Origin of the sequence: Solibacillus daqui (assembly GCF_028747805.1) — a bacterium.
GTDB classification, from domain to species: Bacteria; Bacillota; Bacilli; order Bacillales_A; family Planococcaceae; genus Solibacillus; species Solibacillus daqui.
Map to the genome: position 1 here is coordinate 2284000 of NZ_CP114887.1, position 14945 is coordinate 2298944.

A 14945-nucleotide genomic window follows, 5' to 3' on the forward strand; every position below is an offset into this window, starting at 1 on the left:
AGTTCAATAGCTGTATCCACCAGTTTGCACCAACCACTGGCTCTCTAAAGGTATACACACCATTTACTACTTCCATTCAACGCTTCCATGTACTCTTGAAATGAAGTGTACTAGATAAAGCTATGAGAAGTCAACTAATTTTTCTGAAAATTTTAAATTCGGTCGCCATTAAAAATTGAATTCTTCACGATAACGTAATCCACCGTGCGGATTGAAGCTAATGTTTTTCCACCTGCATATGAAATCGAAGACTGTAAATCTTGTTCCATCTCTGTTAATGTATCGAAAATTGAACCTTTAGAATCGACATACATCTTTTTACCTTCTACGTTTTTACGTTCACCTTTTTGGAATTCTGACGCTGATCCGAAGTATTCTTTTACTTGTTTGCCATCAACTTCTACCGTTTTCCCTGGTGATTCTTCGTGACCTGCAAATAATGAACCAATCATAACCATTGAAGCACCGAAGCGAACTGATTTTGCGATATCCCCATTTGTACGAATACCACCATCCGCAATAATTGGTTTCGTTGCAGCCTTAGCACACCAGCGAAGTGCCGCTAATTGCCAGCCGCCTGTACCAAAACCTGTTTTAATTTTTGTAATACATACTTTACCAGGGCCGATTCCCACTTTTGTTGCATCTGCGCCAGCATTTTCTAACTCGCGTACTGCTTCAGGTGTACCAACATTTCCAGCAATGACAAATGTATTTGGTAAGTGCTTTTTAATATGACCAATCATATTAATTACTTGGTTTGAATGACCATGCGCAATATCAATTGTAATAAAATCAGGAACAAGTTGCTCATTTGCTAACTGTTCAACAAATTCATATTCTTCGTCTTTTACACCAACAGAAATTGATGCGATAAACCCTTTTTGCTGCATATCACGTACAAATTGTGCACGTGTGTGCGGGTTAAAACGGTGCATAATATAGAAATAGCCTTGAGAAGCTAATTGTTCAGCTAAATTTTCATCTAAAATTGTTTGCATATTTGCTGGGACAACCGGTAATTTAAATGTATGGTTGCCTAATTTCACTGTAGCATCACATTCTGTACGGCTTTTCACAATACATTTCGCCGGAATTAATTGAATATCCTCATAATCAAAAACTGTATCCATCATTTTACAACACTCCTAAACACGAACATTAATTTATTTATTCCTTCGTTCGCCATTAGCTACTTTACAAGATGGTGAAAACGTTGTCAACAAAAAAACCGAATTTTATATATAATTATTATATTATTGTTCGCCTTTTTGAAAATTATTAAGAAAAACACATAAGTTCAATAATATGATTTAATCTGCCGTTCTCCTAATCTTTACTGCAATATATCTAAGCATTGAGTAACTTTTTTTTAATAATATACCCCTCCTTATTTATCTATTATTTCTACTCCTCACTTTTGTATTTTAACCCGTTTTTAGCAACCCATTCACGCTATCCATTATTTGCAATATTTTCAGAAAAATGATTAACTATTACTATCTTAAGATAGGAGTCGATGAATTGATGGTAGTTAAATATGAGGTATACGAAAACAGTTATTGAGTATATTTTAAAGCTCAATAACAATTAAAATGATTATTGGAGCTGAAAAATTGAATCACTTATTAGCATGTATGAAAATTATTGGAGATGACTCCATTCAACGCACACAGTTAACACATCGAATAGCATTAGTCGAAAATTTTAACATTGAAAAAGGAATGCGTGTATTAGAAATTGGCTGTGGTCAGGGAGATACAACAGTTGCTTTAGCAGATGCCGTTGGTCAAACAGGAAAAGTGGTGGCAATTGATATTGCTGCACCGCACTACGGGGCACCGATTACACTTGGAGAAGCTTCGGATACAATCAGGCAATCCCCCCTCGGTTCTCGTATTGACTTTCACTACGAAACGGACTTTTTAGCATTTAACACACCAGAAATGTTCGATGTAATTGTTCTATCACACTGCTCTTGGTATTTTGCGAGGCCACAGCAACTACATTCCTACTTTTTGAAAATGAAATCGATGACAAATCGCGTTTGTTTTGCTGAATGGGATGTTGATTATACAGAAATTAGCCAACGCTCACACTTTTGTGCTGTAAATATTCTTGCCCTTTATAGCGCATTTTGCGGTGGGGATGGCAACATTCAAAACGTTTTCCATAAAGCACAAATCGAAGAAATGCTAGGACAAGCAGGTTTTGAAATTCAACAATCAAAAATTATTGACGCGACGTACTTACAAGACGGAGAGTGGGAAATTGACTACGCAAATGTATTGTACAATCAGTTACAGCAAGCACCACTCGCAATTCAAACATTAGCAACAAGCTATTACCATTTAATGAATCGGGATGAAGCGTACCGTCAATCATTAAATAGCTTTGTGTTAATCGCTACCCAATAGATATAAAAATTTATATATTCCCACCTGTCAAATAAAAAGGGAGCAGTCCATTTTGAACTGCTCCCTTCTTTGTATTATCTATTAAGTAATACGTCAATTTGCGCTAAAACTTCCCCCGCAGTACCTTGTATTATTGCATCAAAGCCTTGTGTCTGTGATTCCACTTCTAAATTAATATAAACAAGCTTTCCTTGAGCCATCATCGGTAATTGGTTAACCGGGTATACTTCAAGGCTTGTCCCAATCACAAATATAATATCTGCCTGTTGAATTTCATTTAATGTGCGGTTCCATGCTTCTTGTGGCAATGACTCACCAAACAAGACAACGTTCGGACGTAAATGATGCATGCAATACGTGCATACAGCGTTATTCATAAAATGTTCTTTACTGTGTGGTTTCTCACATTTTTCACAGCGTATGGTCAAAATATTCCCGTGAAGTTCTGCTACCTGCTTATTACCCGCTAATTGATGTAGCCGATCGACATTTTGTGTTGCAACAAACCCAACTAGCCCTTGCTGCTCCCATTCAGCTAAAATTTCATGGCCTTTATGCGGCTTAACTTGTTCAAGTGCCTTAATTCTTAGCTGATAAAATTCACGAAATAGTTCATAATTTTGTGTTAAGCTTTCAACAGATGCAACAGTTCGTGGATCAACTGATTTCCACCAGCCTGCCTTCGAACGAAAGTCTGGTATACCAGATTCTGTTGACATACCGGCACCAGTTAAAATGACAGTAGAAGCTGAATGTTTAAGCCATGACGCTACTGTTTGAATCATAGTCAATCCCCCCAAAATTTACGATTTTTTTTGTAGCACAGCAAATGACCAACGTTGTGCCAATTATTCATTTACAACTTCTAATAAAATGTTCGCAAGCAAGGCAACAAATCATTCTTTTATTTAGTGCTATAAAAAATGCTCATGTTCTTCGTGAATTTCATTACCTATTAATCAAAGCAATCCAGGTGTGCGTGTACAATGATGTAAACATCAAATATGTTATTGACTTCAATTTGAATTGATATGCACCTTGATCCCATTATGTATCATCATAACCAATCATCAATATTTACTCGACACTCTACCTAATGTAAATCTGCCATGACTAAGAGTTTTATAACTTCCATTATATCGTGATCATGCAAAATAAATAGTAAGATACTCTCAAAAAACGCTTCCTTTTACAAATACAAACATTAAAGTTTAAAATAAAAGTGCCAAAGTAATTATACTTAGGCACTTGTTTTACTAGATATTTTCTACCTGTAATTGATAGATTTACTCCAAAAATGAGCATCAATAAAATGCTAACATACTTCCACCTTATCATCGTTGATCCTTTGCCCTTGCCACTTCTACCCTTTTTCTTACTAACTGCATACTAGCACGCATCAAGAAGGAATCACTTTCAATTATTTAACAAGCTCAATCCAACCACTTTCATTAATTGTGACACGTGGTGTGTTGCATTTTGGCGGATCGTAAGAATAAATGATTTTGTCATAATCATCTTTTACAACATAGAGATTCATATATTGGATTTCATTGATTAATTTGCGAATTTGATTTTTATCATGCTCGCCATTGCGATTATTTAACAACAGGAGCAGTTCATTTTTTATATTTAAAACATCTTTTTCATCTGCACGACGGATTACACTTTTTGGTAAATTTAAAAATTCATCAATTTTCATTAAGTTTAATTCCATGTCTTGTTCTCCTTTTACGGCGATTTTATATCGTATGTTCTTTACCCAATTTCACCATTTTAACCCCTTATTAGACATGACAAATAAAAAAAATAAGCAGCCCTTGAAATCAAGAGCTGCTCGAGATATATACTATTGAAATAATTGGTGTATTGCCAAAAATAAAGTCGTGCATATCGCATTAATAAAAGCAAAACGACTAATTGTTTGCACGTGTTTCTTCCGATAATTGTTTTAAAAAGGCGTCAATCTGCTCAATTGTTTGGTGTATTTCTCGCTCAAACACTTCATTATTTGTAAAGTAACTATGGACAAGCCCTTCCATAACAATAGATTTTGTTTGAACACCTGCTTGTTGTAATCTCTTATTAAATTCAAGTGCTTCGTCACGTAATACATCATTTTCTGCCACAAAAATAATTGTAGGTGGAAAATGTGTAAAGTTGGTCAATTGAAGCGGGCTCACGAGTGGGTTGGTAGCATCAATTTGTGAACTAATATAATAGTCACCAAACCACTGCATAACATCACGATCTAAGCCAAAGCCTTTTCCAAATAATGAATAGGATTTCGTATTATAACTCAAGTCTGTAACCGGATAGAGTAAAATTTGCGACGTGATTGGTAATTTCTCCCTCGCAGCTAATTGACTTACTGCTACTGCTAAATTACCTCCCGCACTGTCACCAGCTACAGAAATTCTTTTCACATTCCCATCAAAACTTGACGCATGTTCATTGACCCATAAAAAACTATCGAATGCATCAAATACAGGAATAGGGAATTTATATTCTGGTGCTAATCGATATTCGACTGATACAACAATTTGATTTGTTTGTTGCGCTATATATGAACAACTTTCATGGCAAGTATTTAAATCATTTAATACCCAACCCCCACCATGATAATAAACAATGATATCAAACGGTCCTTGTCCATTTGGTGTATAAATTCGGATATTAATTTTATGTCCGTCTCGCATCGTTATTGTTTGTTGCTTTATCGTTACTAATTGCGCTGTAGGACGCTTAAGATTAGGTGCTTTCGAGCGCATTTCTCTTGCCTCTTGTGCCGACATTGTTACTAATGATGGTATTTCATTTACTCTAATTAAATAATTTTTAGTATGTTCATGTAAGTTCGGCAAAACGATCACAACCTTTTCTTTATAATTCCCATCAGTTTACTATGTTATAATGATAAACGATTGAAAGGCTAATTGCAAATCATTTTACAAGTCCTTTGACATTAAAAACCGCTACACGAAAATTGCTCATGTAGCGGTCTTAATTACATTTTTTTTAATTTTTCATATTCTAATTGCAGTTGTTCAATACGTTTACGACCCTCTTCACGATTACGAACGGTCTCAGCCTGAATTTGTTTTGTTTCTTCGATCCCAGCCATAATCGTTTTCCATGTTGTTTCGATAGTTTCGACTTTGATACTTGGGCTACCCGCCTGACGTGCAATATTGACTGAATTTTGACGTACGTTCTCAGCATTTCGTACAAGCATTTCATTTGTACGGCGATCTAATTCAGCCATTGAATCTGACACAAGTTTTTGACGCTGTATTGTGACAGCATGAATCAAGCCTTGTTTGAAAATAGGAATTGTTGTAACAAATGCAGAATTAATTTTACCAATTAAATGGTTATTCCCTTGTTGCATTAAACGAATTTGCGGAGCAGATTGGAATGATACCTGCTGTGCCATTTCTAAATCGTAGCCGCGCTGTTCTAATAATTCGATTCCACGAGAAATCGTTTCAAGCTCCATAATGGCTTCATGATCACCCGTTTCCGCTTTTGAGTTTAATGCAGGTAATTGTTGACGTAAATCTCCTACTTTTAAATCAATTGCTGCGATATGTTCACTTAAAGAATGGAAATAATTTAAGTTTTCATCATACATTTGCTCAAGTTGAACAGTATTATGTTTCATTTCTACTTCGTATTTTTGAATTTCGGTGTAAACCGCATCTACTTCTTTATTCATTGAATCGTATTTAGATAAAATACGCTCTAACTGTTCTTTACTTTTTGAGAATAATTTCTTTAAGAATCCCTTTTTTTGTTCTTCTTGGAAATCCTGAGGATCGAAACGGTCCATAATTTTATTTAAATTATTTAAAAGCGTAGTAGATTTTTCAAGGTTACTTTGTTTAATTGTTGCAAGCATACGGTCAGAAAACGTAGAAATTCCCTGCGCCGTTTCCTTTCCAAACTCTAATACTGCAATTTGATTTTTGACATCAATTTTTTGTGCGAGTGTTTGTACTTGGGGTTGTATCTTTAACTGCTCTTGGCACTGACGTATTTGTGAAAGTTCTTGTTCAGATACAAGTGGTTTCGCTTGTTGTTGAATGATATCAGTTGTTTGTGTTTGTTGTGGCTGTTGATGACGTTTATCTAAGTCTTCGAATAATGGATTTTCTGACATATCTATTTCCTCCGATCATTGTACTAATCATTTTTACGAATAAACAGCAAAAAAGTTTCATTATACATATTATTATACGTAATTTTTCGCTTATTTTCGAATAATTCATAAGATTAATGTACAAAAGGAACAAGAATTGTAAATCCATGAAAACAGTTGTATTATTAAAATATTATTCAGAAATATCAAAACAAAAATTTATTAATTCATTTGATTTTTCTTATAATTATTAACTTTAAATTCTAGGAGGTTATTTCCATGAAATCATCCATACGATGGCGTATTATTGGTATTGTTGTGCTGATTGTCATTGTCGGAATTGGTTCATTAGCTACTATTAGTTCGATGATGATTAAGGACAAAACAGTAAATGCCGTTGTCGGACAAAGTGAGGTAGTAGTAAAACAAGTTTCACAAACGATGAATTCTTTTTTACAAGGCTATGAACAATCATTACAAAATATGGCACTTTCTGACGATGTGAAAATATTTGCGCAAGCAGACCGTACCTATAATGGAGATGCCGACATTCTATATAGGAAGCAATTAAATAATTATATTGCTAGTTTCCCTGATGCCTCATCAATTTATTTCGCAGATGATAAAATGGTAACCATTGAACCACATTTTGATGGTATTAAAGAGGTCGATGCTAAAACACGCTCTTGGTATATTAATAGTATGAATAATCCTGGTAAAGTACAGTGGACATCACCATACATCGACGAATCTACTGGCCACTCTACAATCACCGGTTCAATTACTGTTCAAGATGGCAATAAAATTATTGGAGTACTTGGTGTAGACATATTATTAGATAATTTAACGTCAATGGTATCTAAGATTGAATTAGGCTATGAAGGGACGCCTGTTATTATTGACAATGAGGGCGTAGCAATCGTCCACCCTACCTATGCAGGAGAAAATATTCAAGATCAAGATGCTATTTCAAAAGTATTACAAACTTCTAAAAATTCAGGGTTTGTAAATTCAATCATTGATGATGAAAGACATATTATTGTATACAGTAAAATCCAAGAAATCGGTTGGAATATTGGGGCTATTTATAAAGAACAAAAATTAAATGAAACAGCAAGAAGTATTACAAAAGTCATGATTATTATTACGATCATCACTATCGCTGTTATGTTTGTAGTACTCCTTTTTGTTATTACAAAAATGATAAAGCCACTTCAAATACTCGGCACATTAATGGGGCGCGTAGCAAACGGCGATTTAACAGCCAAAATCAATTTACAATCAAAAGACGAGATTGGCCAGCTTGCAAATAACTTTAATAAGATGATTGATGATATGAAAGCGATTGTACAAGTCGTGCAGCAATCATCTACCCAAGTTGAACAACGCTCACAGCATTTAAGCGCAATGGCCGAAGAAACAAATGCTTCAAGCTTGCTTGTATCAGAGGCAGTAGCAGAAATAGCTGCAAGCACAAATGAAGCTTCAGAACATAATGAAGAAGTGACAATTCAAGCAAACGAATTAGGACATCACATAAATTCACTTGAACAGCAAAAAAACGAACTATACACTATAACAAAACAAGCTAGTAAACAAAATGATGATGGCCAACATAACATGCAAGAGTTAATACATAGCTTTGAGCAATCACAAACAAATTTACAATCAATGTCACAAGTTGTTACAAACCTAGAGCAAAAGATCGTAAGCATAACCGAAGTTATTGACACAATTAATGCCATTTCGAATCAAACAAATTTACTTGCGTTAAATGCATCTATTGAAGCTGCTCGAGCAGGTGAGCATGGAAAAGGCTTTGCTGTCGTAGCCGATGAAGTACGGAAATTAGCAGAGCAAACGGCTGTCGCAACAGAGCAAGTACATACAACGATTTCGACATTACAAAAAGAATCAAGCTTAATTGAACAACAAATGCATGAAATGGAAAAATCGGTAGCAACACAAGGCACTGTCGTTACAAATACAAAGCAAACTTTTGCTACTATCTCTAACAGCATGCAAAAAATTGAACATACATTTGACTACCTAGCTGTTGAAATTACCGCGATGATGCGCAATAAAGAAGATGTCATTCAGACAATGGAAGAATTAGCATCCAATTCACAGGCCATCGCAGCCACATGCGAAGAAGTTAGCGCTTCTAGTGACGAGCAGCTAATTTCTATTCAATTAGTAGCAGAAGAATGCGAACAATTAAACTTACTGAGCAACGACTTAGCAAATACCGTGAAGAAGTTCAAGATATAATCAAAAAATGCCCTTTTTTCGTAAAAGGGCATTTTTCCAGTCTACTATTGGGGGAGAGACTTAACACCCATACAATTTGCATGAGTCTACATATAAACTACCCAATAATAGCTTAATTAAACAATAAATTATTACTGCAATTCTTTATTTCTCATTGGAAATAAAATAATACCATACCATTACATTTTAATTAGTTACATATAAATGACATGCTACAAAATGGCCTTCTTCATATTGTGTCCATATCGGTACCTTTTGTGAACAGTGTGGCATCGCTTTTGGACAACGTGAATGAAATACACAGCCAGTTGGTGGATTAATTGGGCTTGGAATTTCACCTTCTAAAATAATTCGCTGTCGTGACTCTTCTATATCCGGATCTGGAATTGGAATCGCAGACAACAATGCTGCTGTATATGGATGCAATGGATTATCGTATAAATTTTCACTCGTTGTGAGCTCCACCATATTTCCTAAATACATAACCGCAATTCGACTTGAAATGTATTTGACCATTGATAAATCATGCGCAATAAATAAATACGTTAATCCTTTTTCCTTTTGCAGTTTTTGTAGCAACATCACAACTGAAGCTTGCACAGATACATCTAGTGCAGAAATCGGTTCATCAGCAATAATAAAATCAGGATCTAATGCAATTGCACGGGCAATTCCAATACGCTGACGCTGACCACCTGAAAATTCATGTGGATAACGGTTCGCATGATCACGATTCAAACCAACACTTTCTAATAATTCAACAACTCGATTTCGTAACTCCGCTTTGTCTGTAACGAGTCCGTGAATCTGAATAGGCTCTGCAATAATTTCAAAGACGGTAGATCGTGGGTTTAATGATGCATAAGGATCTTGAAATATCATTTGCATACTACGAATTAAGGCATTTTTCTCCTCACCCTTTGCAGCATGCACATTTTTTCCATTGAACAAAACTTCGCCTTCAGTTGCATTATACAAACCCATAATAGTTCGCCCAGCTGTTGACTTACCACAACCTGATTCACCAACAAGTCCAAATGTTTCTCCTTTGAAAATATCAAATGAAATGCCATCTACCGCTTTTAACGTTGTGCCTTTTCCTAGATCAAAATGGCGCTTTAAATTTCGAACCGATAATAGCTTACCTTGTTTCATAGCTTTGCCCCCCTGATGTCGCAATTGCTTTCTATTTTAAATTTTTATTTGAACCAAGGATAATTTAACTTCTGTAAAAATGGTAATGCGTTCTCTAATTTTCTAACTCAATATGTACCTGATAGAGAAATAATGCCAATTGTATCCCCTTTTTGTAAACGACTCGATATTATTCTCATTGCCATCATCCCCTTCCCCTATTTTCACACATGAACGAATGTTACCTCATTCACTCATGTCTAAAGACAGGTGATTGAAAAGGAATTGCGACGCCAATAATGACCTCGCAATCTCTAAAATAATTACTCTTTTGTTGCATATTTTAATTCAATTGAACCTACAACTGGGCGAACAATGTTTTTCACATTCGGTTTTTGTAATGCTGAACCATTGTAGTAGTAAAGTGGCACTAATGGGGCTTCTTCAATTAGAATTTTTTCTGCATCTAATAAATAGTTCCATCGTGTTTGTGCATCTACTTCAGCACGTGCTTTTTTAATCAGCTCATCATACGTAGCATTTTTCCAACCCGTACGGTTCATTGCATCGTTGTCAGAAGTAAAGTTCTCTAATGCATTAATTGGATCAGCATAATCGTGACCGAATGTAGAACGAGAGAATTGTAATTTTAACGCTACTTGGTCTTCACGGAATACTGCCCACTCAGAGTTTTGAACTGTTACATCTACACCTAAAACTTGTTTTAATTGGCTTTGGATTGTTTCAGCAACTGATTTTAATTCATCGCTTGTATTGTATGAAAGCTCTACAGCAGGTAAAGTGTCCCAACCTTCTTCTGCCATACCTTCCGCTAATAATTGCTTTGCCTTTTCAGCATCAAAGCTAATTAATGAACCTTGCGTTTCGCGGAAATCCTTTCCATCTGGACCTTTAAATCCATAAGAAACGAAACCGTTTGCTACCTTGTTTCCTGTTTTAACAACATAATCGACTATTTCTTGTGCATTAATTGCATAAGAGAATGCTTGACGAACTTTTTGGTTTGTAAATGGCTCTTTTGTAAGGTTGAAGCGATAGAACTGCGTACCAGCTGTATCGTAAATAATTGCTTCTGGATCATTTAATAATGTATCTGCTAGAGTTGATGGAATAGCAGTAATATCTAGCTCACCCGTTTGGTACATTTGGTAAGATGTATTCGAATCATTTACCATTGCCCACTCGATGCGGTCTAATTGAACCGTATCTTTATCCCAATAAGTATCATTTTTCTCAAACGTCATTTTTTCTTCATGGTTCCATACTGTAATTTTAAATGGACCATTTCCTACAAATGTATCTGCATTTGCAAACCATGTTGGTGTTACTGTTGCTACTTTTTCATTAACAGGGAAGAAAGTTGGTAGTGTAATCATTGATAAGAACCCATCAAATGGATTAATTAATTTTACCTCAAATGTTTTTTCGTCGATTGCTTTGATTGCTACGTCTGCTGCATCACCAGAGCCATCATTGTAAGCTTGTGCACCTTCAATATAGCTTGTTGCTAAAAAAGCAGAATATGAAGCTGTTTCTGGATTTAACATGTGTAACCAGCCATAAACAAAGTCACCTGCAGTTACAGGATCTCCATTTGTCCATTTAGCATCACGTAAAGTGAATGTGTATGTTAAACCATCGTTAGAAATATCGATTGTTTCTGCCATTGCTTCTTTTGGCTCAAGATTCGCATCTAAGCGAACTAGACCTTCCATTAAGTTGTTTAGTGGGTCCCAGGAAACCGAGTCAAACCCGATAGATGGATCAAATGACGTTGGCTCATTGTCGTTGTTTAAATATAGAACTTTTTCTCCATCAGTGTTTGAATCAGATTCAACACCTTCTGATTGCTTCTTTTCTGATGAATCAGAACTTCCCGCATCTTCACTTGCTGTACATGCAACGAGTACAATAGCTACTAATGACATTAGAAATAACGAAAGCCATTTCTTCATAGAAATCCCCCTCTAATTTAAATTTTTCTTCACTAAATATGCGAAGATTTATATGTGAAGCATTTTTATGCTATTCACCTAGTCTTTTTGTTGCACGTGAATCCTGTAACCAACAGCTTACATGATGGTCATCGGTCATGGTCGTCACATCTGGCTGGACATGATTACAGACAACCAATGCATATGGGCAACGTGCGGCAAATGCACATCCCGCTGGTGGTGCAAACAAATCTGGGGGTGTCCCCTCAATTGGCTGTAATTCCTCTTCTTTTAAATCTAGCCGTGGGACGGAATTCAGTAGTCCCTTTGTATATGGATGTTGCGGATTATAGAAAATATCTCTCTTTGTTCCAATTTCAATCACTTTTCCGGCATACATCACTGCAATTCTGTCTGCAATTTTCGCTACAACCCCTAAATCATGCGTAATCAAAATAATCGAAATACCTGTGCGCTGTTGAATTTCCTCAAATAGCTCTAAAATTTGCGCCTGAATCGTTACGTCGAGTGCAGTCGTTGGCTCATCTGCGATTAATAATTCTGGTTCACAAATAAGCGCAATTGCAATAACAATTCGTTGACGCATCCCTCCAGAAAATTGGTGAGGATATTGCTTTAAACGCTCTTCTGGATTCGAAAGACCAACTAACGAAAGCATCTCAATCGCTTTATTCTTTGCTTCAGCCGAGCTTAATTTTTTATGTGTTTTCAAGCCCTCTGTTAGCTGCTCTCCAATTGTTAATGTTGGATTGAGCGCAGTCATAGGATCTTGGAAAATCATCGAAATATCTTTCCCTTGAATTTCACGATATTGCTTCTTTGACATGCGTGCCAAATCTTTATTTTTAAACAGTATATTCGTCGCAGTAACAGTTCCAGGAGGGTTTGGAATAAGACCTAAAATGGCATTCGATGTAACACTTTTTCCACAGCCTGATTCCCCTACAATGGCCAGTGTTTCTCCCTTATATAAATTAAAAGAAGCACCGCGCACAGCCTGTACTGTACCGCCATAAGTTTTAAACACAACCTTTAAATCTTCCACTTGTAACACGACTTCTTGATTGTCACGCTGTGCATTTGGATGAACGATAGTTTGTGTAGAGCTGTTATTTGTTGTCATCATGAATGCTTACCTCCTTAACTTAGGATCAAGTGCATCCTGTAATCCATCACCTAATGTATTAAATGCAAACATTGTCATAGAAATAAATACTGCTGGGAAGAATAAACGCCACCAATGACCTGTTGATATAACAGAAAGTGCGTCATTTGCCATTACACCCCATGAAGCGTATGGAGCAGCAATCCCTAATCCTAAAAAACTTAAAAATGCTTCAGCAAAAATCGCACTTGGAACTGTTAACGTCATTTGAACAATAATCGGACCCATTGTATTCGGTAATAAATTTTTACGAATAATGCGCATCGTACCTGCACCAAATGATTTCGATGCCGTAACAAATTCATAGTTTTTCAACTGTAATACTTGACCTCGAACGATACGTGCCATCCCAATCCAACCCGTTACCGTTAATGCAATAATAATTGTCGTCATTCCTGGTCCCATTACAACCATTAATAAAATAACAACGATTAAGTTCGGTAATCCGTATAAAATTTCTACAATACGCATCATGACAGTGTCTGTACGACCACCTTTATAGCCGGCAACCCCTCCATAAATAACACCGATTAAAAAGTCAATTGTTGCAGCAGCAATCCCGACGAATAATGAAATTCGTGCACCATACCAAGTTCTCGTAAATACATCACGTCCAAGTTCATCGGTACCGAACCAGTGAGTTGCACTTGGTGGTAAGTTTTGATTTGGTAAATTGATTTCTGTTACCGAGTGCGGTGACACAATCGGTACTAAAATTGCGAAAAATGAAAGTAATACTAAAAATATTAAACTGAATAATGCTAAATAGTTTTTACGTAATCTGCGCCAAGCATCTGCCCAATAAGACAACGTGGGACGCACTACTTGCTCTTTACTTTGCTCATCTTTTGCAGCAGGAGCAAACCACTCTTGTGGAATTTCTTTTGATTGAACCATTATGCATCCCCCTCCTTTTTATGTAGCTTAATTCGAGGGTCTAAGAAGCCGTATATAATATCCACTAGGAAAAGCATAAATACTAAGAATGCACTATAGAATACTGTTGTCCCCATAATTAACGGATAATCACGGTTATTTATACTTTCAACGAAGTATTTCCCCATCCCCGGAATACCGAAAATTCGCTCAATTACAAATGTACCTGTTAAAATACTCGCTAACATCGAACCTAAAATAGTAACAACTGGCATTAACGCATTTCGGAGAGCATGTCTTACTACAACGCGCCAAGGCTTTAATCCTTTTGCACGTGCCATTTTAATATAATCTTGTGTCAGTACTTCAAGCATGCTCGCACGCGTTAAACGAGCTATAATTGCCATTGGACCCGTTGCAAGCGCCAAAGTTGGTAACACCATGTGCTTCAAACTTGACCATGTAGCCGCTGGGAACCAACCTAGATTTACGGCGAATATCTGAATGAGTACCGTTGCTAAAATGAAGTTCGGTAATGATATCCCAATTACGGCAATCGTCATCGCAATATAATCAATAGCCCCATTATGCCGTAACGCTGCAATCGTCCCCAATAAAATGCCAGAAATAAGAGCAACTAATATCGTCACCATCCCAAGCTCAAATGATATCGGGAATCCCCGTTCTAGAAGCCCATTTACCGTTTCGGCTGGCTTTTTAATAGAAGGTCCAAAGTCAAACGTAATAATACGTTCTAAATATGTAAAATACTGAACATAAATTGGCTTATCTAAATTATAGTAGCTTTCTAAGTTAGCTTGTATGGTTGGGTTCGTCGTTCGATCCGAATCAAACGGTGAACCTGGAATTTGAAACATTAAAAAGAACGTCAATGAGGCGATAATTAAAATCGTCACAATCATCATTAAGAAACGTTTCACAATATAGCCAAACATAGAGCCAGT

At 36.3% G+C, this 14945-nt stretch carries 12 protein-coding genes and 1 other annotated feature (1 of these 13 running past the window's edge); of the genes, 2 read left to right on the forward strand and 10 right to left on the reverse strand.

Going from position 1 to position 14945, the window contains the following annotated elements:
* Positions 1–89 (reverse strand) — a binding site (T-box leader); it reaches 124 nt to the left of the window's first position.
* A gap of 63 nt (positions 90–152) precedes the next feature.
* Positions 153–1133, reverse strand: coding sequence for a GMP reductase (gene guaC / locus O7776_RS11075; RefSeq protein WP_274310486.1), 981 nt, complete (start codon positions 1131–1133; stop codon positions 153–155).
* A 483-nt stretch (positions 1134–1616) separates the two neighbouring features.
* Between guaC and O7776_RS11080 the strand changes: the two genes are divergently transcribed.
* Complete coding sequence (locus tag O7776_RS11080) at positions 1617–2417, forward strand: SAM-dependent methyltransferase (protein ID WP_274307128.1); 801 nt, start codon at positions 1617–1619, stop codon at positions 2415–2417.
* 74 nt (positions 2418–2491) lie between these two features.
* Here the strand turns inward: O7776_RS11080 and O7776_RS11085 are convergent, their stop codons facing one another.
* The 4 genes from O7776_RS11085 to O7776_RS11100 form a co-directional block, all read right to left on the reverse strand.
* Positions 2492–3202: an SIR2 family NAD-dependent protein deacylase gene (locus O7776_RS11085; RefSeq protein WP_274307129.1), complete on the reverse strand. Its 711-nt coding sequence runs from the start codon at positions 3200–3202 to the stop codon at positions 2492–2494.
* Positions 3203–3837: 635 nt separating this feature from the next.
* Entirely contained in the window at positions 3838–4134 is a 297-nt protein-coding gene (locus tag O7776_RS11090) for a cytosine deaminase (protein WP_274307130.1), read from the reverse strand.
* Positions 4135–4333: 199 nt separating this feature from the next.
* Positions 4334–5281: an alpha/beta hydrolase gene (locus tag O7776_RS11095; protein ID WP_274307131.1), complete on the reverse strand. Its 948-nt coding sequence runs from the start codon at positions 5279–5281 to the stop codon at positions 4334–4336.
* 143 nt (positions 5282–5424) lie between these two features.
* Positions 5425–6579 (reverse strand): toxic anion resistance protein, encoded by a 1155-nt coding sequence (locus O7776_RS11100; protein WP_274307132.1) that lies wholly within the window; start codon positions 6577–6579, stop codon positions 5425–5427.
* 258 nt (positions 6580–6837) lie between these two features.
* Between O7776_RS11100 and O7776_RS11105 the strand changes: the two genes are divergently transcribed.
* Positions 6838–8829, forward strand: coding sequence for a methyl-accepting chemotaxis protein (locus O7776_RS11105; RefSeq protein ID WP_274307133.1), 1992 nt, complete (start codon positions 6838–6840; stop codon positions 8827–8829).
* A 186-nt stretch (positions 8830–9015) separates the two neighbouring features.
* Here the strand turns inward: O7776_RS11105 and O7776_RS11110 are convergent, their stop codons facing one another.
* The 5 genes from O7776_RS11110 to O7776_RS11130 form a co-directional block, all read right to left on the reverse strand.
* Positions 9016–9984, reverse strand: a complete 969-nt coding sequence (locus O7776_RS11110) for an ABC transporter ATP-binding protein (protein WP_274307134.1) — start codon at positions 9982–9984, stop codon at positions 9016–9018.
* Positions 9985–10286: 302 nt separating this feature from the next.
* A complete protein-coding gene (locus O7776_RS11115) occupies positions 10287–11939 on the reverse strand; it encodes a peptide ABC transporter substrate-binding protein (protein WP_274307135.1) in 1653 nt (550 codons plus the stop codon).
* 70 nt (positions 11940–12009) lie between these two features.
* The gene (locus tag O7776_RS11120; protein ID WP_274310487.1) at positions 12010–13062 is read right to left on the reverse strand and encodes an ABC transporter ATP-binding protein; all 1053 of its coding nucleotides are present in this window, start codon (positions 13060–13062) and stop codon (positions 12010–12012) included.
* A gap of 9 nt (positions 13063–13071) precedes the next feature.
* On the reverse strand, positions 13072–14001 hold the full coding sequence (locus tag O7776_RS11125) for an ABC transporter permease (RefSeq protein ID WP_274307136.1): 930 nt from the start codon (positions 13999–14001) through the stop codon (positions 13072–13074).
* Positions 14001–14936, reverse strand: a complete 936-nt coding sequence (locus tag O7776_RS11130; RefSeq protein ID WP_274307137.1) for an ABC transporter permease — start codon at positions 14934–14936, stop codon at positions 14001–14003. Before O7776_RS11130 ends, O7776_RS11125 begins: the two co-directional genes overlap by 1 nt.
* Positions 14937–14945: the final 9 nt, after the last annotated feature.